The organism is Marinobacter sp. 2_MG-2023, from assembly GCF_030546935.1.
In the GTDB taxonomy this organism is placed as follows: Bacteria; Pseudomonadota; Gammaproteobacteria; order Pseudomonadales; family Oleiphilaceae; genus Marinobacter.
Genome location: NZ_JAUOPH010000006.1, coordinates 1 through 21,510, shown reverse-complemented (window position 1 = coordinate 21,510; position 21,510 = coordinate 1). Strand labels below are relative to the sequence as shown.

Genomic DNA, 21,510 nt, shown 5'->3' with positions numbered 1-21,510 from the left:
GGACAATGGAATGTAGCCGGGAAGTATAACCGTTATACTGCTCGTTTTCAGCGTTATGAAAGCGGAGCCATACGATGAATAATTCCGAAGAATCCCGTTCTTTACCTACCCCTTCATCTGGCCCCCGCTCAACAGGCACGGTTGCCCTCCGGTGGCACGGTGCCAGCCTCGAGTTGTTGGATCAGCGCCTGTTACCGGCGGAGGAACACTGGATAACTCTCGAAGGCGCATCCGGTGTTGCGCAGTGTATACAGGACATGGTGGTACGCGGTGCCCCAGCCATTGGCATCAGTGCAGCCTACGGCGTTGCCCTTGCTGCACGGCATGCGGGAGGCGGTGACTGGAAAACCGAAATCAAAGAGGCTATCCGCGAATTGTCCACCTCAAGGCCAACGGCAGTGAATCTGTTCTGGGCCTTACAGCGCATGGAGCGGGTGTTCGACGGCTGTGGTGTGCTTAGTGACGCGCAGACACGGTTGGCAAATGAGGCGGTTGCGATTCATCAGGAGGATCTTGCAGCTAACCTTGCAATGGCTGATCACGCCCTTGAAGCGATGGGGCTTTCTGCAGATCTCGAGAATGCCGCTCCAATCTCGGTTTTAACCCACTGCAACACCGGCGCGCTGGCGACGGGTGGTTATGGTACGGCGCTGGGCGTTATTCGCCGGCTTCACGAAAACGGCCTTCTCACAAAGGTTTATGCAGATGAAACCCGGCCCTGGCTGCAGGGCAGTCGGCTTTCCGCCTGGGAGTTGGTGCGTGATGGCATTCCGGTGACACTGAATGCCGATGGTGCGGCGGCGGCTATTCTTGCAGCAGGAGAGGTGCGGTGGGTCATCGTGGGCGCAGACCGAATTACTGCCAACGGCGATGTGGCGAACAAGATAGGCACCTACAGCCTTGCCGTTCTGGCGCGTTATCACAACGTCGGATTTATGGTTGTAGCGCCATCCAGCACCGTGGATATGTCGCTGCAATCAGGTGCGGATATCCCCATCGAAGAGCGTGAGGGCACAGAGGTCCGGGAGATACGTGGTATTCCTTTGGCTCCGGAAGGCGTGCCGGTCTTCAATCCGGTTTTCGACGTGACACCTGCAAGCCTGATTGATCTGATTGTTACGGAGAAGGGGGTGGTGCGGAACCCGGGTGTCAAAGGGATGCATGCATTATTCGGGTGATCGTTTCTTTCCGGTGGAGGCTTTGCTCTCCGGCAGCGCTTTCGGTTTCTCTTCAAAGCTTGCGCGGAGTTCCGCTACCTGCCTTTCCTGATCTTCCACGAAGTGCAGTGACATTTCGAAACTTTGCCGGGTGAACTCCAATACCTTGCGGAAGCCTTCATCTGAAAGCGTTCTCGCAGAATCATGACGGCGGAAAATGTTGATGAATTCCCGCTCCCGCTCGAATTGCAGGGGCACTCTGGCTATGCCCCAATCGTTCAGGATCTGCCAGACCTCGGGGTTGTAATTCCGGGTGGTGCGCATGATGAACGGAATGGGGTCGTTTCGTGCTATCAGGGCTGTCAAACGGAGAATGAGCTCAAAAGAGAGCGTGGTGGTACCGTTCTCGATAGCTTCGAGTACAGATTTGTCGCGGAGATCGAGAGCGTCGCTCATTTCCGACAATGTTAACCCTGCAACCTCCCGTATGTCCTTCAAAGACTGGCCAGCTGCCAGCATGGCACGGAGTTGCTCCTGGGAGTTGATCAGCGCCTTGCCTACCCGCAAGGATGTGTCCGTGGCACGCGCTCCCAGTCGAAATGCCGACCCGGTCAGGCTGGCGAGCCGGTCAATGATGCCTTCTGGTGCTTTTTCCGACGCAGTCGGTTTGCGCAGGTCATCAACTTCTTCCAGCGAACGCATAGCGTGAAGCGCATCAAGCAACATGTCCTGCAGGGCGCGTGCCTTGTTCTGGCTTTCCTGGTCTTTGCTGACCTGCTTGGCGTCTTTTTCGCCCATTACCGAGCTTCAGCCTGAGCCGCGAATTGTTGTGGTGAAAGAATGGAAGCCATGCGGTTATCCAGCTCAAGCATATCAGCCATAATGTGGCCACCTTCGCGAATCACAAAATCCAGTTCCTCATCAGTAGAGTTGAGGTCGGCCGCCTGGAGATCCTGCCAGTCCTCAAGTTCATCCAGAGACTCAAAAAGCTCCTCGCCCCGCAGTTCCCTGCGCGCATTGGCAATGGTCAGGCGAGTTCGTTCGATCTGCTCCTGGTCAGTAGTGCGCTCACCGAGGTTAAGGCTCACGGTGTCTCTCTGACGCTGCTCTTTGAGGAAATCGATTTCCTGCTGAAGAAGGCGGAATTCCGGGTTGGTGGCAAACCGGTCATCATGGCGTTTGCGGAGTTCGTCAATAATGCCGCTGAAATCAAAATACCGGGTGTGCGGTACAGCATCGATCTGATCCCAGGGCAGCGCATGATCCAGCGCATCTTCACCGATACGGGTTTTATCAATACGTGAAGGAATCTCAATGTCGGGGATCACACCTTTGTGCTGGGTTGACCCTCCGGATACACGGTAGAACTTCGACTGGGTAATTTTGAGCTGGCCGTGGTTCAGCGGTCGAACGGCTTGAACTGTGCCTTTGCCGAACGTTTGCGAACCAACCACCAGGCCGCGGCCATAGTCCTGAATGGCGCCGGCAAAGATTTCCGACGCTGAGGCGCTCATGCGATTTGTGAGCACGACCAAAGGGCCGTCGTAGGCGACCGATGCGTCGTCGTCATTGAGAACCTGAACCTCGTTACTCGAATTGCGGATCTGCACAGTGGGGCCCGTATCGATAAACAGGCCTACCAGGTCGTTGGCTTCGTGCAGCGCGCCGCCGCCATTATTTCGCAGATCCATAACCAGGCCATCGACGCCATCTTCCTCGAGCTCTGCAATCAATTTCCGGACATCCCGGGTAGTGCTTTTGTAGTTGGGGTCTCCGGCCTGCATAGCGCGGAAGTCCGCGTAGAAGGTAGGGATGGTAATCACACCAACGGTGTATTTCTCGCCATTGCGCTCAAGCTCGATGGTATCTTTGCTGGCACTTTGCTCTTCCAGTTTGACCTCGTCGCGGCTGATGGCAATGGATTTGGTGAGGGTTTCATCCGTCGAGCTGGCGGGAACCACCTCGAGTGTGACGACTGAGTTGCGTGGGCCACGAATAAGATCGACCACTTCATCAAGGCGCCACCCAATCACATTGACCGGTTTTTCGTTTTCCTGCATAACCGATACGATTCTGTCTGCGGGCTGGAGCTGGCCTTGCTTGGAGGCCGGCCCGCCCGGAACGAGCCGGACGACTTTTGTGTACTCGTTATCTGACTGCAGCACTGCACCTATGCCTTCGAGAGAAAGGCTCATGTTGATGTTGAAATTCTCGGAGGTACGCGGCGAAAAGTAGGAAGTGTGTGGATCCCACATGCCGGTAAAGGCGTTCATGTATGCCTGGAAAGCATCTTCGCTACGAGCCTGGTAGGCGCGCTTGAGCTGACCTTCATAACGTCGCTTGAGGCTGTCGGTGATTGCTTCGTCGTCGGTGCCGTTGAGCCTTTGTGCAAGCACTGCATTTTTGATGCGTTTTACCCAGAGTTCATCAAGCGCTTTCTGGTCTGGCTCCCATTCTGCTTCTGAGCGGTCAAGCAGAATGCTTTCATCGGTGTTGAAGTCCAGATTACCAATGCCATCGTCGATGGTTTTCAGCGCAAACTGAAGACGTTCAATAATACGCTGCTGAACCAGGTTATAGATATCAAACCCCGGTTGTAGCTGGCCCGTTTTGAGGGCTGACCCTAGTCGACTTCTCACGTTATCGAGTGCCTGGACATCATTGCCGGTCAGATAGACCCGCTGGCTGTCGAGATAGTTCAGATAAGCATCAAATACATCACCGGAAAGCTTGTCGCTGATGCCGAGATCGCGGAAGTGAGTAAACTGCAGTTGCCTGGCTATAAGAATATTGGCTCGAGCCTGATCAATCGTAGGCGCAACCGGAGAATAGGCTTCTGGCTCGACCACTTTCGCCTGTATTCCGAGCGGTGCAGACAGCAGCAATGCAATGGAAAGCGCTTTGCACACGCCCATTCTGCCAGCTTTGTTTGGCGCGCGACGGACAGATGTTTTTTCCGCGATGGTCATATAGGCATACCTGGTGATGCTGGGTACCTGCCAGATGTAGCTGTAGCGGGTTCACCCGTGGGCTGTTTAATTTATTGTAGGCAAGGGCTACACCCGTTGCTATAGGCATAGCGTATCGGTTCGTGACAATCTGTCCATGAATTCGGCGGGCTGCTGCTAAAGATATATTTAATATCAGTATGTTAGTGTCGGTTTGGCAGGCAATTCTGTTCCGTAGCCGGGGGCTCGCCCCCCGGCCATTCAGAGAGGTCAGCTGAAGGGTTTTTCCGTTTCCGTGTGCTCCAGCAGCAGGGCCGGTGGCGAAAAACGCTCGCCGTAGGCTGCAGCCAGCTCGGTTGCTCGCTCAGCAAAGGCTTTCACACCGTATTGGTTGACGAATTGTACGGCACCGCCAGTCCAGGGCGCGTATCCGATACCGAAAATACTGCCAATGTTGGCATCTTCCACCGTACGTAATACGCCTTCTTCCAGGCAACGAATGGTTTCGATAGCCTGGATAAACAGAATCCGGTCTTTAAGATCCTGCAGTTTCACATGGCGGGCTTTTTCGCTGTCCACATAGAGTGTTTCAAGCTCTGGCCAAAGGTACTTCTTGCCTTTGGCGGGGTACTCGTAGAAACCAGCACCAGCAGCCTTGCCCTTGCGCCCGTGATCGTTAACCATCTGATCGATGATCGCTTCTGCCGGGTGTGGTTGCCAGGTGCCACCCGCTGCCTCCAGGTCCTTTCTACTCTGGCTGCGGATGTGCTGCATCAGGGTGAGGCTGACTTCATCGGAGATCGTAAGGGGTCCTACCGGCATGCCTGCGAGCAAACCGGCATTATCGATGCTGGAGGGGTGAACTCCCTCGGCCAGCATGCTGATTCCCTCGTTCACGAAGGTACCGAAAACGCGAGAAGTGAAGAAACCGCGACTGTCGTTCACAACCACCGGAATCTTGCCAATTTGCTGAACGTAATCGAACGCGCGCGCTAAAGTCTCATCGGAGGTTTTTTCGCCCACAATGATTTCCACTAGCATCATTTTGTCGACGGGTGAGAAAAAGTGCAGCCCGATGAAGTTTTCCGGCGTGGCGGAGGCCTCTGCCAGTTGAGTTATCGGAATGGTAGATGTGTTGGAGGCGAAGATACCGTTGTTGACCAACTTTGGTTCGGCCTCGGCCGTAACCCTGGCCTTTAGTTCGCTATCCTCGAATACAGCTTCGATCACCAGATCGCAACCTTCCAGGTCGGCGACAGAGTCGGTCGCTGTGATTCGGCCCAGCACTTCCATTTTTTTCTGTTCGGTCATACGACCGCGGCTCACTTTTTTCGCCAGCAGGTTTTCGGAGTAGTTTTTGCCTTTTTCGGCGTTTTCGAGAGAGACATCTTTAAGTACGACCTCGACACCGCTACTTGCAGTGGAGTAGGCAATGCCCGCTCCCATCATGCCGGCACCCAACACACCAACCTTTTTGAAGGTTTCTCTTTCTACGCCTTCAGGGCGGCTTCCGCCTGCGTTGATATCGTTCAGCTGGAACCAGAAAGTGCCAGTCATGTTTTTGGCCACCTGGCCAATCGCCAATTCAGCAAAGTAGCGGGTTTCAATCAAGCTGCCGTTATCGAAGTCTACCTGGGCGCCTTCAACTGCTGCGGCCATAATGCGCTCAGGCGCTGGGTAACAACCTTTGGTTTTTTGCTTCAGCATTGCGGGTGCAATCGCCAGTTTTTGTGCCATGGCCGGATGGTGGGGAGCTCCACCGGGGAGTTTGAAGCCCTTCTTGTCCCAGGGTTGTTGGCACCTGGGGTTTGCATCGATAAACGCCCGTGCCTTTGCCATCATGTCTTCTGATGAATCGGCCAGTTCGTCAATAATACCGGCTTTCAGTGCGCCAGAAGGGCGAAGCTTTTTACCTTCCATAAGAAGCGGGAACGCTGCTTCAAGCCCAATCATGCGAGGCAGGCGTTGAGTACCTCCGCCGCCGGGTAGCAGGCCGAGGGTGACTTCCGGAAGTCCCAACTGAATGCTGTTGTTGTCCAGCACTATTCGGTGATGACAGGCGAGGGCAATTTCAAAACCACCACCAAGCGCCGTGCCATTGATGGCTGCGACCACTGGCTTACCGCAGGTTTCCAGCGCACGCATCTGCGCCTTCATGCCGTTGACCATGTCTTCAAAAAAACCGGCATCGTCACGAGTGACTTTGTGGAGTTCGTTGAGGTCGCCACCGGCAAAAAATGTCTTTTTGGCGGAGGTGACGATAATTCCGCGAATGTTTTCCAGGTCGCCCTTAACCTTGGTGACGGTCTTTTCGAGAGCTTCACGAAAAGCCTTGTTCATCGTATTGGCGGACTGGCCCGGCATATCGATAGTGAGGGTCAGAATCTGATCTGAACCCAGTTCGTAACGGATGGCACTCATAATCGGTTCTCCTGTCAGAAAAAGTGTGGGTTTCAGACCCGCTCAATGATGGTGGCAATACCCATGCCGCCGCCGACGCAAAGCGTCGCCAGACCAAAGAGCAGCTCGCGGCGCTCCAGTTCGTCCAGCAAGGTGCCCAGAATCATTGCGCCCGTAGCTCCGAGCGGGTGGCCCATAGCGATTGCTCCGCCATTCACGTTTACTTTTTCATCGGGAACCGAGAGTTCCTTCTGGAAGCGCATTACCACGGAGGCAAAGGCTTCGTTTACTTCAAACAGATCAATCTGATCAACGGTCATGCCAGCTTTTCCCAGTGCTTTCAGGGTTGCTGGAGCCGGGCCGGTGAGCATAATGGTTGGGTCGGTGCTGGTAACCGCCGTAGCAACGATCCGTGCGCGGGGTTTCAGGCCGAGGGCCTTCCCCTTCGCTTCACTGCCAATCAGCATGCCGGTTGCGCCGTCGACCATGCCGGAGGAGTTGCCTGCATGGTGCACGTGAGTGATCCTTTCAACATAGTGGTACTTTTCACGAGCCACGCTGTTAAAGCCCATCTCGCCCATCATCTGGAAGGAAGGCTTCAGGCTGGAGAGGGAGTCAACGGTGGTGTCGCCGCGTACATGTTCATCGCGATCGAGAATGACAACGCCGTTCTGGTCGGTCACAGGGACGATGGATTTTTCAAAGTACCCATTTTTCCAGGCATTCGCGGCTTTTTGCTGGGATTTTACGGCAAATCCGTCAACGTCTTCCCGGCTGAAACCTTCCAGGGTTGCGATAAGATCAGCGCCAATACCCTGGGGCATGAATCCGGTATGCATATTGGTATGTGGGTCCATTGCCCAGGCGCCTCCATCGGAACCCATCGGTACGCGTGACATGGATTCTACGCCGCCGGCAACAACCATATCTTCCCAGCCCGAACGGACTTTCATAGCCGCGAGATTTACAGCCTCCAGGCCTGAAGCGCAGAAGCGGTTGAGAGTAACGCCGGCTACTTTCTCGTCCCAGTCTGCAGCGAGCGCCGCTGTTTTGGCGATATCTGCGCCCTGGTCACCAACGGCTGAAACACAACCGAGAACAATATCGTCTACCTCGGAGGTATCCAGGTTATTTCTTTGCTGCAGCGCATTGAGCACCGTGGTCAGTAACGTAACGGGTTTGACACTGTAAAGTGAGCCGTCTTTTTTTCCACGCCCTCTCGGAGTGCGGACCGCGTCGAAGATGTACGCCTCGGTGGTCATTGCTTTTCCTCTCGTGATTGTTGCTTTGTGATTTATCTTATAGAAACACCACCATAGCCCTTTGACTGCACTGTGTGTAATGACGCGGCCTGCCAATCGGATTGGCGAAATTGCTCATGGGCAATGACAGGCGAGGCCAGGAGTTCTATGTTTAAGAGATGGCAGGGGCTTATCTACAGCTCCCGCGCTGATGGAGGAGGCGCAGAATCATGTCTTTCAGAGATGCTATTGATAATTTTTACGAACGCCTGGTGATGGACGCTATCAACGCGACGAGAGAGCCGGGTGATACCGCGGACTTCCTGACCGATGTTATGTGTGTCGCTCTGAATCGATTACCGCCCCGGTATTACAGGCACACCATTGATATGATGTTTTATCTGGCGGATGAAGAGCTCAGGGGAATGAAAGACAAATCCCTGGTCGCCGTTCGGGACGCCAGGGAGTTTGTCAGAGAGCATCAGCGGGAATAACGATCAGTTCGTGATCAGTTTGTCCAGGGCATGACTCAAGCGGCTTGCGAGAGACGGGTCAGCTGGGTGGTCTGCTGGTTGAGAACACCAACTTGCGACCAGAGCTTCAACACTCTGGAGGGCGTTGTCGGTTTTTTCGCCCGAGCCGATTCCCTGTGCCAGGCGCTGAACCTGGATCTCCATGCGTTTTTGTTGATCTTCCTCAGGCGATGGCACACCTGCAAGGATCTCAGCTCGAATGACCAGTTCCTGATCGTTCAGGTCGCCCAGCCTTTCTGCGAGCCCGGCCCATGAGCCTGGTAACGAGCCAGGTACAGGAGCCGTGGCGTCTGTCCGTGCAAGCACAAGCGCTTGCCATTCCGAAATGCCCGCTTTGAGTTCTTGTGCAGAAACGGCCTGGCTAAGCCTCTGTTTTTCCCTCTGTATCTGTTCTTTTACTGTTGCGGAAACCTGAGCCTCATCAAGGCTACGTAGTGTGGCGGCCGCCTGCTCCAATGCTGCAGCGTCTTGGTCGGAATCCACGCTGACAACTTGTTGCAACACGTCCTCTGCTGCTGTGTCAGCTTCTTTTGTTGCCTGTTGCTGCTCCGAGCGCTCAGAGTCCCGGCGCGCAAAAATTTCATCACAGGCTTTGCGGAACGCTTGCCACAGCTTGCGGTCTTCCCGATGGCGGGTGATTCCGACGGCTTTCCAGTCTGATTGCAGCGCCTTGGCCTTGTTCATGGCCTCTTGCAGAGGCTGGTGTTCGGTCAACGCCTGAGCCTGCTCTACGATTGCTTGTTTCAGAGCCTCGTTTTTCCGTTGTTCTTCGTTAATTGGCGCTTCAAGTTTTTTGAGTAGTTCGTCGAACTGTTTTTGTACTTGTCGGTTGTCCCGGAATTCTATGGGCCAGGCCGCTTTCCATTCCTGGCGGGCGGTCTGCAGAATGCGATCGACAGCTTTCCAATCAATCGTGCTCCAGTCTGCACCGTTAACAAAGAGCTCCAATTCGGCACAAATTGCTTTGCGCCTTTCGAGGTTCGCCTGTTTCAAACCAGATTTGGCCTTGAAATAGGCTTTGCAGGGTTCATAGGCCTTGTCTGATGCCTTTTTAAAGCGAGACCACAGTGTGCGGTCTGAAGACCCGCCCAGGTCTCGCCACTCCTGTTGCAGCTCTTTTATGCGTTCGGATTTTACTTCTGGTTCAATGGGCTGCTCTGCGAGGTGTTCCATTTGTTCGCAAAGAGCTACCTGTTTTGGCTCGGTCGCAAATCCCTGCCAGTCAGTGAGATCTCGGAGTTGTGCGGTAAGCAGTTGCATACGCGCCTGAAAGCCCTTGCTCAGGCGATGGTCGAGAGCTTTGAAATGCTGCTGTGCGGTTTTCATAAGTTGCCTGGAGTCTTTAAGCTGTTTGGCCTCAAGAGCCTCTTCCAGGTGATCCAGTGTTTTCTGCAGGCTGTCCGCTGAGGCCTGTTGCTGTTTCAGATCATCGCTTTTTTCAATCGGGGCCTTGGGTTTTCCAGCCAGTTTGCGCGCGGGCTCGAGCAACTCCGGAGCAGGGAAGCCCTGGGGCCAGTTTATTTCCTTCAGCAAGGCCACGGCATTTTCCCGGTCTTCGGGGCCGGCCTTTTCCTGCTCAACAGCTGAAGATAGGGCGAGCAGTGACTCTTTTGCCTGATTGATATGGCGAATTGCAGCAATGTAGTTGCGCAGAGCCATCATGGACGTTTCGTAGGTCTTTTGCTGCTGCTTTTCGACCTGAGTATCGCGAGTTGCTTCCAGCCACCGGTTTTCCTGGGTTTTCTGGAGGGCGTCCAGTGAGGCAAGGGAGGCAATCTCTTCAGCAGGCTGATGGCGGAGGTCTTCAAGGGTCTGGGCCATAAGTGCCAGAGTTTCTTCCTGCTGAAGTTGTTTTTCCCGTTGTCGCTCTTCTTCCAACCTGGCTGCCTTCATGCCGGCAATTCTCTCCCGACAGCTATGTACCGACTGAAGGAACTCGCTGAGCTGATCCGGCGTTGCACCGGGCTCCACGGTCGCCCATTGACTCAAAAGTGTGTCCAGACGGGCGGAATAGAGCTTTGTATCTTCGCTTTTGGCCTGGTCGCGGGCGTTGCTGATCAGTGTCGCGATGGTTTCGGACACTGCCTCCTGGCGAGCCTGTTCATCCCGGATCACCTGCAGCTTTTGCCGCACCACCTGGTATACACCTTTGTCACGACCTTTTGCTTGCTTTTGGACGCGCTGAAGAAGCTCAGCGTCCTCAAGTTGGCTGACGGCTTTGAGCCGGATGTCCGCAGTCAAGCCTTCAATCGCCAGGCCAGCAACGGCTTCTTGAGTCTGGGCCGCGTTTAATGCCTTAAGCTGTTCTTCCCTCAGTTCTGCTCGCTTATCCTCTACCGGGGCAGCAACTGGTTGCGCCTGAGCTTTTGCCTTGCGGTCGGGTGCGGAAGTGGATTTGCGGGATTTAAATAGTTTCTGGAGGAATGCAGCCATGGAGATGTCCTTTGGGATTGAAACCAGTCAACGGTGTCGGGCAAAGTGAACCCGGCATCGGCCATCGGCGCTCTGTATCCGATCGGCATATTTGCATCGCCGGTATCAGAAAGCCGGATACTGTCGTCTAGGTGATTGAGGCATCGACCCCGACGGCATTAAATCGGGGCTAGTCTAGCGTTTTGTGAGCGTTTGCGGGAAGGGTTGAATGGCAAAACAGGAAAATAGTGACGACCAGGAGTATAAGGCACGCTCGGTCGCTTTAAGGCTGCTTGCCCGCCGCGAGCACAGTCGGCAGGAGCTAACGCTGAAATTAAAGCAGCGCAAACTTGATGGCTCGGTTATCTCGATGGTTCTGGATGACTATGAGAATGAGGGTTGGTTGGATGATGTCCGGTTTGCGGATATATACTCGCGGCAGCGTATGGATCTGGGTTACGGGCCTTTGAGGATTTTGTCGGAGCTGCAGCAGCGTGGCATTCATCAGGCTCCCGGTTGCCTTGATGAACTCTCTGACGCCGACTGGGTTCGCAATGCACTTTTACTGCGGGAAAAACGCTTTGGCCTCTCTGACCTGGCCGATGACTGGGACGAAAAAGTACGCCAGGCTCGGTTTTTTACTCGGCGCGGATTTACTGGAGGTCAAGTGGATCGAGTGCTTGCAGTCAGCGAGTCGGACTCTTTGGAGGGCTAGGCGTCAGAGCGTTGGTGGTATTATTCCAAGCTCTGACGGCAGGCTGGCTCGCATGTCGGCACCTTCTGCAGACAGCCCGTCTGCTTGATCCCCGCTAGATCCCTGTTCTATGCCGACGAATGGTGAATCTGTGGCGGCCGCTATATCTTCGGTTGGCTCCATCATCCGTGCGAGCACATCGTAGTAACGCCGAATGTTCTGCACATACAGCACCGGCTCGTGCCCTCGGGCGTAACCGAAGCGGGTTTTTTTGTACCATTCTTTCTGTGCCAGTAGTGGCAGAAATTCCTTTACGTCCATCCAGCGATCCGGGTTTTTGCCGGCGCCTTCGGTTAGCTTGCGGGCGTCTTCAAGGTGTCCGTATCCCACGTTATAGGAGGCCAGAGCGAACCAGGTGCGGTCGGGTTCCGCAATGCGTTCGGGTATTCTCTCGTGAACCATACGGAAATATTTGGCGCCGCCCTGAATGCTCTCTTCAGGGTCTAACCGGTTATTGATCCCGATGTAGTTTGCCGTATTACGCGTCAGCATCATCAGGCCGCGAACGCCGGTTGGTGATACCGCGTTGGGGCGCCAGTGTGATTCCTGGTAGCCAATGGCGGCGAGCAGGCGCCAGTCCATGTTGAATACGGAGGCGTTGTCCATGAACAGGGCTTTGTAGTCGGGCAGGCGGTTTTCGACATGATGCATGAAGGTGCGTGCACCCACGTAGTTCAAGTGGTCCAGATGACCGTAGAAGCGTTCGGACAGTTGCGCAACGGTCCCGTCTGCCGTCACCTTTTCAAAGAATGTTTTTGCAGCATTGACCAGCGAGTCGTCCTGGTTTGCCGGGAATAACCATGCCAGCTCCGTGGCGTCACCCAGCGCAAACGCTTGCTTAACCTGGGGGAAAAATACGTGATTGAGCTCGAGCTCGTTGGAGGAGACTACTGCGTAAGAAACTTCGCCGGTTTCCACCCGAGCAAGAATTCCAGCGGCATCCAGACCAGGATGAACCTCCCAAAGAATATCCTGAACTGCGCCTGTGAGGGCTTGCAGTTGGTATTCGTGATTGCTGTCGGAAACCAGGTGCAGGGTTTGACCGATTAGATCTTTGAGGGCCTCGGGGCGTTCTAGATCGCGATTGTAAACAACGACTGACTGGGCTTCGATGCCGGTAGGAAGTGCCTTGTACTGACGTTCGAACAATGGCTGAGCAGAGAGACCTGCCAGCCCGATGTGGGCGAAGTCTCTCGAAAGTACAGAAAGCACATCTGTGTTGTCATCGGCCACCCGCAGCCGCAGTTCAACACCGAGTTCTTCAGCGAAAAGTTTGACCAGCTCGTAGTCATAGCCGGTTGGTCCATTGCGACCTTCATAGTAAATAGACGGCGCAACCCGGGTAATAACGTGCAACACGCCCTCGTTACGGATTTCCTGCAACGTACTTGGCTGGCTGCACCCGGTCAGGGTCAGCAGGGTCAAGGTCAGTGTGCAGGCGAGCATGGATGTATATGCCGTCGCTGCTCCATATGCAGTCAGAATTCTGGGCAAGTCCCTGTTCTCCGTTACCGCTGGATCATCGGGATGCACGCATACTGGCTGGCGGCATCCGGTGTCTATTCGGGTGTGGTCTCCTTGTCCACGCTCTAATAATCCCCGCTGTGCAGAGGGGGGTCAATAAAGTTGATCAATTGTTATGCAAAACAATGTCAATTGTACGCACGGGGAATAACGTTTCCGAGCTGTATCCCGGCATCGCTTTCAAGTATGATATGCGCCTTCTCAGAATGCACCCGGACTTCCCCGTTTCGCGCGATACAGGTTGATATCATGCTTGAACTTCGCGGCGCACCCGCGCTTTCGCCATTCCGCTCTCATAAACTGTACGCCAGAATTCAGGCCATCGCGCCCGAGATTGAGCATGTTTATGCCGAATTTATGCACTTTGTGGACCTTGATGGTTCACTTTCTGACTCCGAGCAGGCCATCCTTGAACGACTCCTGACATATGGCCCCAGTGTGCCAAGTGAAGAGCCGGACGGCGTACTGTTCCTCGTTGTGCCTCGACCGGGAACACTTTCTCCCTGGTCCAGTAAGGCAACTGATATTGCCCGAAATTGCGGGTTGCGCCAGATTCAGCGCATCGAACGCGGCACAGCCTTTTATATCAAGGCCAGCAAGAAGCTCGGCCTGGATCAGCGCGAAAAAGTTGCTGCCCTGCTGCATGATCGCATGACTCAGAAAGTCTTTCATGAAATGGGTGGCGCCCAGCTGCTGTTCAGTCATGAAGAGCCGCGCCCCCTTGAGCGGGTTTCAGTTTTGGCGGGTGGGCGCAAAGCGTTGGTAGATGCAAACCGGCGTTTGGGCCTTGCGTTGGCAGACGACGAAATTGATTACCTGGTGAAATCGTTTGTTGGCCTTGAGCGCGATCCGACCGATGTTGAGTTAATGATGTTTGCCCAGGCAAACTCTGAGCACTGTCGGCACAAGATATTCAATGCTTCCTGGGACATCGATGGCGAAGGCCAGGAAAAGTCCCTGTTTGCCATGATCCGTAACACCTTCGAAATGAATAGCGAAGGCGTTCTGTCTGCTTATAAAGACAACGCATCAGTTATTCGGGGTAGTCGTGGCGGCCGCTTCTTCCCGGACCCTGAAACCGGTATATACGGTTATAATCAGGAAGACATCCACATTCTTATGAAGGTGGAGACGCACAACCATCCCACTGCGATTGCGCCGGCTGCAGGCGCAGCAACAGGCTCTGGCGGTGAAATCCGTGATGAGGGAGCAACAGGTCGCGGTTCTAAACCGAAGGCAGGGCTTACAGGCTTTACGGTCTCCAACCTCAATTTGCCGGATGACCCCCAGCCTTGGGAAATCAATTACGGTAAGCCTGACCGGATCGCTTCCGCTCTGGATATCATGATTGAGGGCCCGATCGGGGGAGCAGCATTCAATAATGAATTTGGTCGCCCCAATATTGCTGGCTACTTCCGGACTTTCGAAGAGAAGGTTGCAGGCTCGGCGGGTAATGAAGTCCGGGGCTATCACAAGCCCATCATGATTGCCGGTGGTCTTGGTAATATTCGAGCGGAGCATGTGGAAAAAGGCGAGATACCAGTGGGCGCCAAACTCATTGTGCTGGGTGGCCCCTCCATGCTTATCGGCCTTGGGGGCAGCGCCGCTTCTTCCATGGACTCGGGCACCAGTAACGAAAATCTCGACTTTGCTTCCGTTCAACGGGATAACCCTGAGATGGAGCGCCGGTGTCAGGAAGTGATTGACCGCTGCTGGCAGATGGGGGAGAAAAACCCCATGTGCTTTATCCACGACGTGGGTGCGGGCGGCCTGTCTAACGCTATGCCGGAACTGGTCAAGGACGGTGGTCGTGGCGGAAAGTTCGAGCTCCGGGATATTGCCAGCGACGAGCCAGGCATGTCTCCGTTGGAGATCTGGTGTAACGAATCTCAGGAACGCTACGTTATGGCCGTAGCTCCTGAAAACCTGGAACTTTTCGACGCACTGTGTCGCCGGGAACGTTGCCCGTATGCCGTGATTGGTGAAGCAACAGAAGCTCACCATCTGGAACTGAGCGACTCCTACTTCAATGACAAACCGGTCGATCTGCCGATGGAAGTGCTCTTTGGCAAGCCCCCAAGGATGCATCGGAGTGTTAAACGGTCATCGTTCACCAAGCCGGTCTTTGATTCCACTCAAGTCAATCTTGACGATGCTATCCGCCGGGTACTTCGGCTGCCTTCGGTAGGCTCCAAAAGTTTCCTTATAACGATTGGTGACCGCACGATTACCGGGCTTGTTGCCCGCGACCAGATGGTTGGTCCTTGGCAGGTTCCTGTTAGCGATGTTGCGGTGACTGCAAGTTCATTCGATGTGCTTGCGGGTGAAGCCATGGCTATGGGGGAGCGCACACCGGTAGCAACCATTGATGCGCCGGCTTCTGGCCGGATGGCAGTGGGCGAGGCAATTACGAACCTGGCTGCTGCGGCGATTGGCAAGCTGTCCGATATTCGCCTGTCGGCTAACTGGATGTCGGCAGCAGGCCATCCGGGTGAGGACGAAAACCTGTACGAAACCGTGCGAGCTGTTGGTATGGAGCTGTGCCCGGAACTCGGAATTACGATTCCCGTGGGCAAGGACTCCATGTCCATGAAGACCATGTGGGAGGAGGATAACGGAGAACAGAAGAGTGTTACCGCACCTCTGTCGTTGATCATTAGTGGCTTTGCTCCAGTTACCGACGTTTCACGTACGCTAACGCCCCAGCTAATCAAGGATGCAGGCGAAACCGACCTGATCCTTATTGATCTGGCTGCAGGGCAGAATCGCCTGGGCGGATCGGCACTTGCTCAGGTATACAGCCAGGTTGGCGCTGTTGCGCCAGATCTTGACGATCCGGAAGACATCAAAGCGTTTTTTGCTGTCATTCAGGGGCTGAATACAGATAACAAGCTGCTCGCGTACCACGATCGATCCGACGGCGGCCTTTATGTGACGCTCGCGGAGATGTGCTTCGCCGGTCGTACCGGTGCAGATATCAAGCTTGATGGTCTGGCAGACGAACGCAGTCAGTTTGCACGGGAACTGTTCAATGAAGAACTGGGTGCGGTTATTCAGGTGCGCAGAGAGGATACCGACTTTGTGCTACAGCAGTTTTCGGGTGCCGGCCTGGGTGACCATGTCAGCGTTATCGGAACGCTCAATAACCAGGATTGTCTGCGTTTGGTGTTTGGGGGTGAGACTGTCGTAGGTCACCCTCGGGCAGAGATTCAGCGCATCTGGTCAGAGACCAGCTACCGTATCCAGTCTATCAGGGACAATGCTGACTGCGCCCTTGAGGAGTTTGACAATCTGCTGGATGCAGACGATCCGGGGCTTCACGCCGAGCTTTCGTACAATTTAAATGAAGATATTGCTGCACCTTTCATTAACAAAGGTGCCCGCCCTAAAGTTGCTGTTCTGCGTGAGCAGGGTGTCAACGGTCAGGTTGAGATGGCTGCAGCATTCGACCGGGCCGGTTTCGAATCTGTTGACGTGCACATGAGTGATCTACTGTCCGGTCGGGTTAGCCTGGAAGCGTTCAATAGCCTCGTAGCTTGTGGCGGATTCTCTTATGGAGATGTGCTGGGCGCCGGTGAGGGTTGGGCAAAGTCCATACTGTTCAATGATCGTGTTCGTGATCAGTTTGCAGCATTCTTTAACCGTCAGGATACTCTTGCCCTTGGGGTGTGTAATGGCTGCCAGATGCTGTCCAATTTGCACGAACTGATTCCTGGCAGCGAGGGCTGGCCACGCTTTGTCCGTAACCAGTCTGAGCAGTTTGAAGCACGATTGGCAATGGTTGAAGTGATGCCATCACCGTCAGCTTTCCTCGAGGGTATGGCAGGTTCGCGTATGCCCATCGCCGTTGCTCATGGCGAGGGCAGGGTAGAGTTTCCGGCAAGTGCGTCTGCCGCGGATTTGGCTGAAAGTGAACGAGTAGCGCTTCGCTTCGTGGATAACCGGGGCGAGGTAACGGTTCGTTATCCATACAACCCGAACGGTTCCCAGGATGGTATCGCCGGGGCGACCACTCGTGATGGGCGCATCACGATTATGATGCCGCACCCTGAACGCGTGTTCCGCGCAGTTCAGCATTCGTGGCGCCCGAAGGACTGGCAGGAAGATGGCTCCTGGATTCGCATGTTCAGGAATGCAAGGCGTTGGTTCGGCTAGCCGAACCCTGTCTGAAAAAGCCGACTTTGGAGGGGCCTGAAAGGGTGGCTTTCCTGAGTCGGTTTTTTTGTGGCTGCGAAATGGAAAATTTTGGGTTTTTCAAGTGAAAAAAATCGTCATATTGCAAAAATAGCCCTTGACTCAATTTGTTTATGCACATTTCAGGTGCTTCTCTGTGTGTTCCGTGAACAATGAGAATCATAAGGGTGCGTTTTTTGATCGTCTTGCATAACCTATTGAAAACGTTTATAAAAAGATATCGGGTGAATTTGTCGCCAATTTAACGTGAGGGCAGTAAATACGGGGTTTAGCGGGGGGTTCCCTAAAACTTTCCCCAGAGTTATCCACAGATTCTGTGGGTAAGTAGCTAACCTATTAATCTGTACAAAAAATATCCTCTTTTAACGGTGGTTTCATGTACAAAATTTGTTATTTCGTCCCGGAGACGCATCTGGAAAAAACCAAACAGGCGCTATTCGATGTTGGTGCCGGGTGCATCGGCGATTACGACTCTTGTGCTTGGCAGTGTCGCGGGCAAGGACAGTTTCGCCCCCTGGATGGAAGCGACCCTTTTTTAGGAGTACAGGGTGAGCTGGAGACTGTTGATGAGTTCAAGGTTGAACTTGTCTGCAGCAATGATCTGATCAGTCAGGCAGTTGTTGCGCTCAAGAAGGCTCACCCTTACGAAGAGCCTGCATATGAGATTTACCGGATGGAGTTGTTATAGATCGTCCTTGCTTCGGGTAGCTGCCATCGGATGCCGAATGGCACTTACGTGAACGCCGAATGAATTGTTTTTCAGGTCATTAATAAAAAATTCCAGAGTCTTGCGTACCGTCGGGAATGAAATGTCTTCCCATGGGATGTCATCCAGGGCAAACAGGCGGCTCTCAAGGGATTCTTCACCAGCACCAAACTGTCCGTCTTTAAGGGTAGCCCGATAAAACATATGAACCTGATTTATATGCGGAACATCAACAATGGAGTAAAGCCCCTCAATATGCACGTCGGCCAGAGCTTCCTCCAGGGTTTCACGCTCCGCAGCTTCCACTGTGGTTTCCGAATTCTCCATATATCCAGCAGGAAGTGTCCAATATCCATATCGGGGCTCAATAGCTCTGCGACAAAGTAGAATCTGCCCTTCCCACACGGGCACAGTCCCCGCAACGATGCGCGGGTTCTGGTAGTGAATCGTGCTGCAGTTCACGCACACGTAGCGGTGGCGGTTGTCTCCCTCGGGGATGCGTTGTGTAACCGGATGGCCGCATGTGCTGCAGTACTTCATGATTTTCCCCGTATACTTGAATTGGTAAAGCATTCAGTTTAATGATCCTAGCTGTTTCTGTCTCATTCAACACCGGATTTGCTCAGGAGTTCCGATTTGCGCGACTTACTTGTTCAGCGTTTAACAGGCTATGCACCGAGGAGTATCGATCTCGATTATCCCGAAGCCGGCATTCTCGTGCCTGTTACGGATGACCCCGGCAATCCTGAAATGATATTTACGTTGCGCTCGGCAAATCTGAGTACTCACCGCGGGCAGGTGGCCTACCCAGGTGGGAAGCGGGACGCGGGTGATGCGTCTTTGGCTGCAACCGCGCTGCGTGAAACCCACGAAGAAATCGGTCTGCCACCCGATCAGGTTGAACTCATTGCGCCGCTTGGCCAAGTGATGTCACGTTACGGCATTCTTGTGTCCCCTTATGTTGGTGTTGTGCCTGAGGCGCATCCGCTGGATCCTAACCCGGATGAGATTGAAAGTGTGTTTCGTGTACCACTCTCCTTCTTTCTCGAAGACCGTCGCGAGCGAACAGATGCCTTACACTTTCAGAACCATACCTTTCATGTTCCGTGCTATCGGTGGGAGCGTTATGAGATCTGGGGTCTGTCTGCAGTGGTTCTGGTCGATTTTTTGAATGCTGTGTACGATACCGGCATAGATTTGCTTGAACCCCGAACCTGATAAGGAAAATACAATGCTTTATGAGCTCGAAGGTCGTGCACCCGAATTATGCGGAGATCGCCAGTTTGTTGCTGATAACGCAACCGTGATCGGAAACGTCGCCCTTCACGATAAAAGCAGTGTCTGGTTTAACGTTGTGATCCGTGGCGACAACGAGCTTATAACAATTGGCCCCGAGACAAATGTGCAGGACGGATCGGTTTTGCATACAGATCCGGGAATACCGTTAACTCTGGGCAGAGGTGTGACTGTTGGCCATAAAGCCATGCTTCATGGCTGTGAAGTGGGGGACTATTCACTGATCGGTATTAATGCTGTGATTCTCAATGGCGCAAAAATAGGGAAATATTGTCTGATAGGTGCAAACACTTTGATCCCTGAGGGGATGGTCATCCCCGATGGGTCATTGGTGGTGGGTGCTCCGGGCAAAATCAAGCGAGAGCTTTCAGAGCAGCAGCAGAAGATGCTTGAGCTGAGCGCTGCACATTACGTACACAATGCAAGCCGCTATGTGAAAAGCCTGAAGCCCTTAAAAAGCTGAGACAGACTCGATATGGCTGATGAAGATAAAGTTCGCTCGCCCTGTGTGAGTATATGTGCTCTGGATGAGCATGATGTATGTATTGGATGCCAGCGCACCAGTGACGAGATTTTGCGTTGGACCTCAATGTCTAATTGTGAGCGCAAAGCCGTGCTTGTAAAGGTTGCTGAGCGGGAACAGAAAATTGCACTTTAGAATCAGGCGTGAAGATCCCTGATATGGATCGGCTCCTGCTGGAGGATATAGTTTGAATAATGTTGCCAGTGTAACCATAGGCACACCGCTGAAAGCGAATGCCTATAAGGTACTTCTATGTGGCTCGGGTGAGCTTGGCAAAGAAGTGGCTATCGAATTGCAGAGATTTGGGGTTGAGGTCATTGCAGCAGATCGCTATCCCAATGCGCCGGCAATGCAGATTGCTCATCGCAGCCATGTGATCGATATGCTAGATGCACAGGCGCTGCGTGCCATTGTCGAATTGGAAGAGCCCGACCTTATTGTCCCGGAAATCGAAGCAATCGCCACAGCCGAGTTGGTTCAACTTGAGCGGGAAGGCTACAGAGTCATTCCTTCGGCCAGAGCAGTTGATCTCACAATGAATAGAGAGGGGATCCGGCGCCTGGCTGCAGAGGAGCTTGGGCTGAGCACTTCCCCTTACCGGTTTGTCGACACGAAAGAGTTGTTTATTGATGCAGTCAACGAGATTGGCTTGCCTGTTGTCGTAAAACCGGTGATGAGTTCCTCCGGCAAAGGCCAGTCTACGGTAACGGATAAGAGTCAGATTGATGCAGCCTGGGATTACGCGCAGACAGGTGGTCGTGCGGGCAAAGGCAGGGTTATTGTAGAAGGATTTGTAAAATTTGATTATGAAATTACGTTGCTGACTGTCAGGCATTCGGGTGGGGTCAGTTTTTGTGATGCCATTGGCCATCGCCAGGAAGACGGTGATTACCGCGAGTCCTGGCAGCCGCAGCCGATGAGTGTCAAGGCGCTGGAGCGGTCTCGTGAAGTTGCCTTGAAAATAACGGAAAACCTCGGCGGCTATGGCGTATATGGAGTGGAATTGTTCATTCATGGTGATGATGTTTACTTCTCGGAAGTGTCTCCCAGGCCTCATGATACGGGCTTGGTGACGCTGGTATCCCAGGATTTGTCAGAGTTTGCTCTACATGCGAGAGCCATACTCGGTATTCCGGTTCCGGCAATCCGGCAGCTGGGCCCGTGTGCTTCTGCAGTAATCCTGCCTGAGGGGGATTCCAAGGAGGTGTCATTTTCGGGTTTGGAAGTGGCGCTCTCCAAGCAGGATGTACAGCTGAGGCTGTTTGGTAAACCGGAACTTTCGGGCCGGCGCCGGATGGGCGTTGCTCTGGCTTTGGGGGCTAATATTGAAGAGGCCAAGGCTAAAGCCGTCGCAGCAGCCAATACGATTGATGTCCACCTATAACTGGGTGGTTTGATGCCTCATCGGGTCTGGGCTTTTAACTGGGTGGTGTTTCCCAACAAAGTAGAGTGATGAAACAATTTGGAAATAGTTTCGTAACTCCGTTGACACCATTACTCAGGTCTGTAGAATGCGCATCTCGCTTGAGGGGTGCACCGGAACAACGGAGTGCTTTAAGAGAGTTAACTGTTTAAAAATACTGAAGAAAAACGATTTAATCTTTCTTTAGAATAACGGTTGACAGGATGGTGGTTCGATGTAGAATACGCCTCCTCGAAACAAGCAGTACCAGCCGGCGAGTATCGGTGATTTCAGAAGCAAAGCTTCTGAAACAAATCGAAAAAACGGTTGACAAGGTGGCGATACGATGTAGAATACGCCTCCTGATTGAGCAACGGCTCAAACGCTCTTTAACAAATTGACCAAGTAATTCGTGTGGGC

Annotated in this window: 16 protein-coding genes; 9 read left to right on the top strand and 7 right to left on the bottom strand. The window is 53.6% G+C overall.

Going from position 1 to position 21,510, the window contains the following annotated elements:
- Positions 1 to 74: 74 nt before the first annotated feature.
- Positions 75 to 1,178, top strand: a complete 1,104-nt coding sequence (mtnA, locus tag Q4501_RS15585) for an S-methyl-5-thioribose-1-phosphate isomerase (RefSeq protein ID WP_303597191.1) — start codon at positions 75 to 77, stop codon at positions 1,176 to 1,178.
- Here mtnA and Q4501_RS15580 read toward each other — a convergent pair.
- The 4 genes from Q4501_RS15580 to Q4501_RS15565 form a co-directional block, all read right to left on the bottom strand.
- Entirely contained in the window at positions 1,167 to 1,955 is a 789-nt protein-coding gene (locus tag Q4501_RS15580) for a helix-turn-helix transcriptional regulator (protein ID WP_303597190.1), read from the bottom strand. The genes mtnA and Q4501_RS15580 overlap by 12 nt on opposite strands.
- Positions 1,955 to 4,072, bottom strand: coding sequence for a carboxy terminal-processing peptidase (locus tag Q4501_RS15575; protein WP_303597415.1), 2,118 nt, complete (start codon positions 4,070 to 4,072; stop codon positions 1,955 to 1,957). The genes Q4501_RS15580 and Q4501_RS15575 overlap by 1 nt, the downstream gene beginning before the upstream one ends.
- Before the next feature lie 303 nt (positions 4,073 to 4,375).
- On the bottom strand, positions 4,376 to 6,526 hold the full coding sequence (locus Q4501_RS15570; RefSeq protein WP_303597189.1) for a 3-hydroxyacyl-CoA dehydrogenase NAD-binding domain-containing protein: 2,151 nt from the start codon (positions 6,524 to 6,526) through the stop codon (positions 4,376 to 4,378).
- Between the two features lie 32 nt (positions 6,527 to 6,558).
- On the bottom strand, positions 6,559 to 7,767 hold the full coding sequence (locus tag Q4501_RS15565; RefSeq protein ID WP_303597188.1) for an acetyl-CoA C-acetyltransferase: 1,209 nt from the start codon (positions 7,765 to 7,767) through the stop codon (positions 6,559 to 6,561).
- 209 nt (positions 7,768 to 7,976) lie between these two features.
- Between Q4501_RS15565 and Q4501_RS15560 the strand changes: the two genes are divergently transcribed.
- Positions 7,977 to 8,240, top strand: a complete 264-nt coding sequence (locus Q4501_RS15560) for a late competence development ComFB family protein (RefSeq protein ID WP_303597187.1) — start codon at positions 7,977 to 7,979, stop codon at positions 8,238 to 8,240.
- Between the two features lie 3 nt (positions 8,241 to 8,243).
- On the opposite strand, the gene Q4501_RS15555 is transcribed toward Q4501_RS15560, so the two are convergent.
- Entirely contained in the window at positions 8,244 to 10,712 is a 2,469-nt protein-coding gene (locus tag Q4501_RS15555; protein WP_303597186.1) for a DUF349 domain-containing protein, read from the bottom strand.
- A gap of 208 nt (positions 10,713 to 10,920) precedes the next feature.
- Between Q4501_RS15555 and Q4501_RS15550 the strand changes: the two genes are divergently transcribed.
- Complete coding sequence (locus Q4501_RS15550; RefSeq protein ID WP_303597185.1) at positions 10,921 to 11,406, top strand: regulatory protein RecX; 486 nt, start codon at positions 10,921 to 10,923, stop codon at positions 11,404 to 11,406.
- 3 nt (positions 11,407 to 11,409) lie between these two features.
- On the opposite strand, the gene mltF is transcribed toward Q4501_RS15550, so the two are convergent.
- Positions 11,410 to 12,891 (bottom strand): membrane-bound lytic murein transglycosylase MltF, encoded by a 1,482-nt coding sequence (gene mltF / locus Q4501_RS15545; protein WP_303597414.1) that lies wholly within the window; start codon positions 12,889 to 12,891, stop codon positions 11,410 to 11,412.
- A gap of 327 nt (positions 12,892 to 13,218) precedes the next feature.
- On the opposite strand from mltF, the gene purL reads away from it, so the two are divergent.
- Positions 13,219 to 17,124, top strand: a complete 3,906-nt coding sequence (gene purL, locus Q4501_RS15540; RefSeq protein ID WP_303597184.1) for a phosphoribosylformylglycinamidine synthase — start codon at positions 13,219 to 13,221, stop codon at positions 17,122 to 17,124.
- A gap of 415 nt (positions 17,125 to 17,539) precedes the next feature.
- The gene (locus Q4501_RS15535) at positions 17,540 to 17,851 is read left to right on the top strand and encodes a YqfO family protein (protein WP_303597183.1); all 312 of its coding nucleotides are present in this window, start codon (positions 17,540 to 17,542) and stop codon (positions 17,849 to 17,851) included.
- Here Q4501_RS15535 and Q4501_RS15530 read toward each other — a convergent pair.
- Positions 17,846 to 18,409 (bottom strand): NUDIX hydrolase, encoded by a 564-nt coding sequence (locus Q4501_RS15530; RefSeq protein ID WP_303597182.1) that lies wholly within the window; start codon positions 18,407 to 18,409, stop codon positions 17,846 to 17,848. The two genes, Q4501_RS15535 and Q4501_RS15530, sit on opposite strands and share 6 nt — an antisense overlap.
- Before the next feature lie 96 nt (positions 18,410 to 18,505).
- Between Q4501_RS15530 and Q4501_RS15525 the strand changes: the two genes are divergently transcribed.
- Genes Q4501_RS15525 through purT form a run of 4 tightly spaced genes read left to right on the top strand, consistent with a single transcriptional unit; the run spans position 18,506 to position 21,072 of the window.
- Complete coding sequence (locus tag Q4501_RS15525; RefSeq protein WP_303597181.1) at positions 18,506 to 19,087, top strand: CoA pyrophosphatase; 582 nt, start codon at positions 18,506 to 18,508, stop codon at positions 19,085 to 19,087.
- 13 nt (positions 19,088 to 19,100) lie between these two features.
- Entirely contained in the window at positions 19,101 to 19,628 is a 528-nt protein-coding gene (locus Q4501_RS15520) for a gamma carbonic anhydrase family protein (protein WP_303597180.1), read from the top strand.
- A gap of 12 nt (positions 19,629 to 19,640) precedes the next feature.
- Entirely contained in the window at positions 19,641 to 19,823 is a 183-nt protein-coding gene (locus tag Q4501_RS15515; RefSeq protein ID WP_303597179.1) for a DUF1289 domain-containing protein, read from the top strand.
- Positions 19,824 to 19,875: 52 nt separating this feature from the next.
- A complete protein-coding gene (purT, locus tag Q4501_RS15510; RefSeq protein ID WP_303597178.1) occupies positions 19,876 to 21,072 on the top strand; it encodes a formate-dependent phosphoribosylglycinamide formyltransferase in 1,197 nt (398 codons plus the stop codon).
- Positions 21,073 to 21,510: the final 438 nt, after the last annotated feature.

Excerpts from the sequence above, each read along its gene's own strand:
- Q4501_RS15560 (WP_303597187.1), top strand. The coding sequence starts at position 7,977 with ATGTCTTTCAGAGATGCTATTGATAATTTTTACGAACGCCTGGTGATG.
- Q4501_RS15580 (WP_303597190.1), bottom strand. The coding sequence starts at position 1,955 with ATGGGCGAAAAAGACGCCAAGCAGGTCAGCAAAGACCAGGAAAGCCAG.
- Q4501_RS15550 (WP_303597185.1), top strand. The coding sequence starts at position 10,921 with ATGGCAAAACAGGAAAATAGTGACGACCAGGAGTATAAGGCACGCTCG.
- Q4501_RS15555 (WP_303597186.1), bottom strand. The coding sequence starts at position 10,712 with ATGGCTGCATTCCTCCAGAAACTATTTAAATCCCGCAAATCCACTTCC.
- Q4501_RS15515 (WP_303597179.1), top strand. The coding sequence starts at position 19,641 with ATGGCTGATGAAGATAAAGTTCGCTCGCCCTGTGTGAGTATATGTGCT.
- Q4501_RS15530 (WP_303597182.1), bottom strand. The coding sequence starts at position 18,409 with ATGAAGTACTGCAGCACATGCGGCCATCCGGTTACACAACGCATCCCC.
- Q4501_RS15575 (WP_303597415.1), bottom strand. The coding sequence starts at position 4,072 with ATGGGCGTGTGCAAAGCGCTTTCCATTGCATTGCTGCTGTCTGCACCG.
- Q4501_RS15565 (WP_303597188.1), bottom strand. The coding sequence starts at position 7,767 with ATGACCACCGAGGCGTACATCTTCGACGCGGTCCGCACTCCGAGAGGG.
- Q4501_RS15520 (WP_303597180.1), top strand. The coding sequence starts at position 19,101 with ATGCTTTATGAGCTCGAAGGTCGTGCACCCGAATTATGCGGAGATCGC.
- mltF (WP_303597414.1), bottom strand. The coding sequence starts at position 12,891 with ATGCTCGCCTGCACACTGACCTTGACCCTGCTGACCCTGACCGGGTGC.
- Q4501_RS15535 (WP_303597183.1), top strand. The coding sequence starts at position 17,540 with ATGTACAAAATTTGTTATTTCGTCCCGGAGACGCATCTGGAAAAAACC.
- Q4501_RS15570 (WP_303597189.1), bottom strand. The coding sequence starts at position 6,526 with ATGAGTGCCATCCGTTACGAACTGGGTTCAGATCAGATTCTGACCCTC.
- mtnA (WP_303597191.1), top strand. The coding sequence starts at position 75 with ATGAATAATTCCGAAGAATCCCGTTCTTTACCTACCCCTTCATCTGGC.
- purL (WP_303597184.1), top strand. The coding sequence starts at position 13,219 with ATGCTTGAACTTCGCGGCGCACCCGCGCTTTCGCCATTCCGCTCTCAT.